Consider the following 4,092-nt stretch of genomic DNA (forward strand, 5'->3'; position numbering starts at 1 on the left):
CCTTTCCCGCGGCGCGCATCGGTCGGCGTCGATGTCGGCGGCGTGATGGTCGGCGGCGGCGCGCCGGTCGTCGTGCAGTCGATGACCAACACCGATACCGCCGACATCGATCAAACCGTTGCCCAGGTGGCGGCGCTGCATCGCGCCGGCTCGGAGATCGTGCGCATCACTGTCGACCGCGACGAGAGCGCCGCTGCCGTGCCGCGCATCCGTGATCGGCTGGCCCGGCTCGGCGTCAACGTGCCGCTGGTCGGCGACTTCCACTATATCGGTCACAAGCTGCTCGCCGATCACCCGGCCTGCGCCGAGGCGCTGGCGAAATACCGCATCAACCCCGGCAATGTCGGCTTCAAGGACAAGAAGGACCGCCAGTTCGCCGCGATCGTCGAGATGGCGATCAGATACGACAAGCCGGTGCGCATCGGCGTCAACTGGGGCTCGCTCGACCAGGAGCTCTTGACCCGGCTGATGGATGACAACCAGGGCCGGGGCTCGCCGCTCACCGCCCAGGAAGTCACCCGCGAGGCGATCGTGCAGTCGGCGATCCTGTCGGCGGAGATGGCGGAAGAGATCGGGCTCGGCCGCGACAAGATCATCCTGTCGGCCAAGGTCAGCGGCGTGCAGGATCTGATCGCCGTCTATACCGAGCTTGCGACCCGCTCCAACCATGCGCTGCATCTCGGGCTGACCGAGGCCGGCATGGGCACCAAGGGCATCGTCGCTTCCTCGGCTGCCATGGGTATCCTCCTGCAGCAGGGCATCGGCGACACGATCCGCATCTCGCTGACGCCGGAGCCGAACGGCGACCGCACGCGCGAGGTGCAGGTGTCGCAGGAACTTTTGCAGACGATGGGCTTCCGGCAGTTCGTGCCGATCGTCGCGGCCTGCCCCGGCTGCGGCCGCACGACCTCCACCGTCTTCCAGGAGCTGGCCCAAAGCATCCAGGCCGACATCCGCAAGAACATGCCGGTGTGGCGTGAGAAATATCCGGGTGTTGAGAACCTCAAGGTCGCGGTGATGGGCTGCATCGTCAACGGCCCCGGCGAATCCAAGCATGCCGATATCGGCATATCTTTGCCCGGAACCGGCGAGACGCCGACAGCGCCGGTGTTCATCGACGGCAAGAAGGCGGCGACGCTGCGTGGCCCCTCGATCGCGCAGGATTTCGAAAAGATGGTCGCCGACTATATCGAGCAGCGGTACGGACACGGCAAAGCCGCCGCGGAATGAGCCATGCAGCGCTTGCTCAGGACGGCACTGATCCTGATTTGCGCGCTGATCCCTGCCGGTCAGGCATTCGCCGATCCGCCGCAGTCGCGATCGGCCGCAAAACGGCTGATCAACCGCGTCTGTGATCTGATCGAAACTCAGGCTGAGCAAAATGGCCTGCCCAAGGATTTCTTCGCCCGGCTGATCTGGAAGGAGAGCCGCTTCGATCCCAATGCGGTGAGCCCCGTGGGCGCCGAAGGCATCGCGCAGTTCATGCCGGGCACGGCCAAGCTGCGCGGGCTTGCCGATCCCTTCGACATCGGGCAGGCGATCCCCGCCTCGGCCAAGTATCTTGCCGAGATGAAGGCGGGCTACGGCAATCTCGGCCTCGCGGCTGCCGCCTACAATGCGGGCGAGAACCGCGTATCGCGCTGGCTGTCCTCCGGCGGCTTCCTGCCGATGGAGACCGAAAGCTATGTCTTCGACATCATGGGCGAGCCGGTCGACAAGTTCTCGGACACCGCCTATGCCGGCACTATCCGGCCGCTCGATCCGAAGATGAGCTTCGCGGTCGCCTGCCGCAGGCTGCCGGTGATCATGTCGCGGACCGTCGCCATGGCCTCGATCAACGTCAAGCCGTGGGGCGTCCAGGTGGCCGGCAATTTCCGCCGCTCCGCCGCAATCAGCCAGTGGTTGCGGGTTCGCGGCCGATTCCCTTCCCTGCTTGGCAGCCATGATCCTGTGGTCAGCCGCGTGCGCACGCCGATCGGCCGGCGCGGCATCTATGCGGTCAGGATCGGTGCCGACTCGCGCGCCGAGGCCAACGGCATCTGCAATAAGCTGCAAAGCGTCGGCGGGGCGTGCCTGGTTATGCGAAATCGGTAGCTCAAGCCGTCTTCGCCGCCACCGTCTCGCTGAGCCAGGTGCCGATCTTGGCGCCGAGGCGGTCGGGAGAGACCGGCTTTGGCAGGTAGTCGTCCATGCCGGCTTCCATGCATTTTTCGCGGTCGCCCTTCAGCGCATGCGCGGTGACGCCTATGATCGGCGTATGGCTGCCGCTCTGCCCTTCGATGGCGCGGATGGCGCGCGTCGCCTCGTAACCGTTCATCTCAGGCATGGAGACGTCCATCAGCACCAGCCTCGGGCGCAGCGAGCGGTACATCTCAACCGCGGTGCGGCCATTGCCGGCAATGCGATAGCTGAGGCCGAGGCCGTTGAGGATCTGGCCGAAGACCAATTGGTTCACGTCATTGTCCTCGGCGATCAGGATATCGATCGGACCGCCCGGCGCCGCCGCCGGTTCGGGCGAGAGGACCGGAACGGCTGGACCACGGATGACGGTGAAGGGCGGCGGAGCCGACTGGACGACGACCGGCTCGCGCACGAAATGCGCCTTGCCGCCTTGCGTGCGCGCCTTCTGGATGGCGGAGATCACGGTGCCGAGCAGCACCGCCGAACGCGCCGGCTTGGTGAGATGCGCGACGATGCCGAAATCGATCATCAGTCGGCCGAAATCGACCTGGTCGACCGAAGTGAGCAGCACGACCGGAATGGAAGACAGGCGGCTGTCGGCGGCGATCGCCTTGGCGACATCGGCGCCGTTCATGCCGGGCATCTGGTAGTCAAGGATGATGCAGTCGACCGAAGCGCCGAGCTGGCAGGCGCGGTCGAGAAAGGCGAGGCCGACGGCGCCGCTTTCGGCCGCGGCGCAGTCGAAGCTCCAGCTGCGCAGCTGCTCGAGCAGGATCTCGCGATTGACCGGGTTGTCGTCGATGACCAGGACGCGGGCGCCGGTTACGTCGACCGGCACGATCTCGTCGCGCGCCTGCTGTTTGTGTGCCGGCAGCGGTACGGCGAACCAGAAGACCGAGCCGCGGCCGATCTCGCTTTCAACGCCGATCTTGCCGCCCATCAGGTCGACGAGGCGGGCGGAGATGGCAAGGCCGAGCCCGGTGCCTTCGTGACGACGGGTGGACGAGCCGTCGACCTGGGCGAATTTCTCGAACACGCTCTGCAGCTTTTCGGCGGGGATTCCGATGCCGGTGTCCTCGACGCGGACCTTGAGCTGGACGGTCCCATCGACCACATCGCCGCCGACATCGATCAGCACATGCCCCTTCTCGGTGAACTTCACCGCATTGCCGAGCAGGTTGGTAACGATCTGGCGGAAACGGCCGGCGTCGCCGACGACGAAGCCAGGCAGGCGCGGGTCGACGCGCACGATGAGCTCGAGGTTCTTTTCGGCAACGCGGGCCGAGACCAGCGTGGCCACGTCCTCGACCGCTTCGGCCAGGCGGAACGGGGCGGGGTCGAGCGTCAGCTGGCCGGCATTGATCTTCGAGAAATCGAGAATGTCGTTGATGATGGTGAGCAGCGCGTTGCCGGATTTGACGATGACGTCGGTGAAGGTCTTCTGGCGCGGCGTCAGCTCGGTCTTGGCGAGAAGCTCGGCCATGCCGAGCACGCCGTTCATCGGCGTGCGGATCTCATGGCTCATATTGGCGAGGAATTCCGACTTGGCCCGGTCGGCCGCCTCGGCCTTGAACAACGATGCTGCGGTTTCGGCGAAGGCGCGGCGGATCGCGTTCTCCATCGGCCGGAAGATCAGACCCGCGGCGATGGCGATGACGGCGATCAGCAGGCCGCTCGCCCATAGGAGCAGCCGGTCGCTGGCGGCATCGGCGAGGCGCCGCTCGTCATCGAGTGCGGTGCGCACGCGCACCAGCATCGGCTGGGCGAAAAGATCGTTCTGGTTGCGGATCTCGCGGTAGCTCCATTCGTCGACTGTCTGGGCCACCGACATCAGGTTGAAATTGCGCACCATGTCGCGCGCCGACCAGAACAGATCGTCGTTCACCGAAGCAGATTCGAGCGCATTGAGCG

At 65.7% G+C, this 4,092-nt stretch carries 3 protein-coding genes; 2 read left to right on the plus strand and 1 reads right to left on the minus strand.

Annotated elements, in window-relative coordinates:
* Both ispG and EOA79_RS30260 read left to right on the plus strand, forming a co-directional pair.
* Positions 1–1,230, plus strand: a 1,230-nt coding sequence (ispG, locus tag EOA79_RS30255) for a flavodoxin-dependent (E)-4-hydroxy-3-methylbut-2-enyl-diphosphate synthase (RefSeq protein ID WP_128293577.1), incomplete at its 5' end; no start/stop codon positions are given.
* A gap of 3 nt (positions 1,231–1,233) precedes the next feature.
* Complete coding sequence (locus EOA79_RS30260; protein ID WP_095799807.1) at positions 1,234–2,094, plus strand: lytic transglycosylase domain-containing protein; 861 nt, start codon at positions 1,234–1,236, stop codon at positions 2,092–2,094.
* A gap of 1 nt (position 2,095) precedes the next feature.
* On the opposite strand, the gene EOA79_RS30265 is transcribed toward EOA79_RS30260, so the two are convergent.
* On the minus strand, positions 2,096–4,092 hold a 1,997-nt coding region (locus EOA79_RS30265), incomplete at its 5' end, for a response regulator (RefSeq protein ID WP_128293579.1).

The sequence above is a fragment of the Mesorhizobium sp. M1A.F.Ca.IN.020.03.2.1 genome (assembly GCF_004023205.1).
Lineage (GTDB): Bacteria > Pseudomonadota > Alphaproteobacteria > Rhizobiales > Rhizobiaceae > Mesorhizobium.

Bases quoted from the DNA above. Each gene is read 5' to 3' on its own strand.
- EOA79_RS30260 (WP_095799807.1), top strand. From the start codon at position 1,234: ATGCAGCGCTTGCTCAGGACGGCACTGATCCTGATTTGCGCGCTGATC.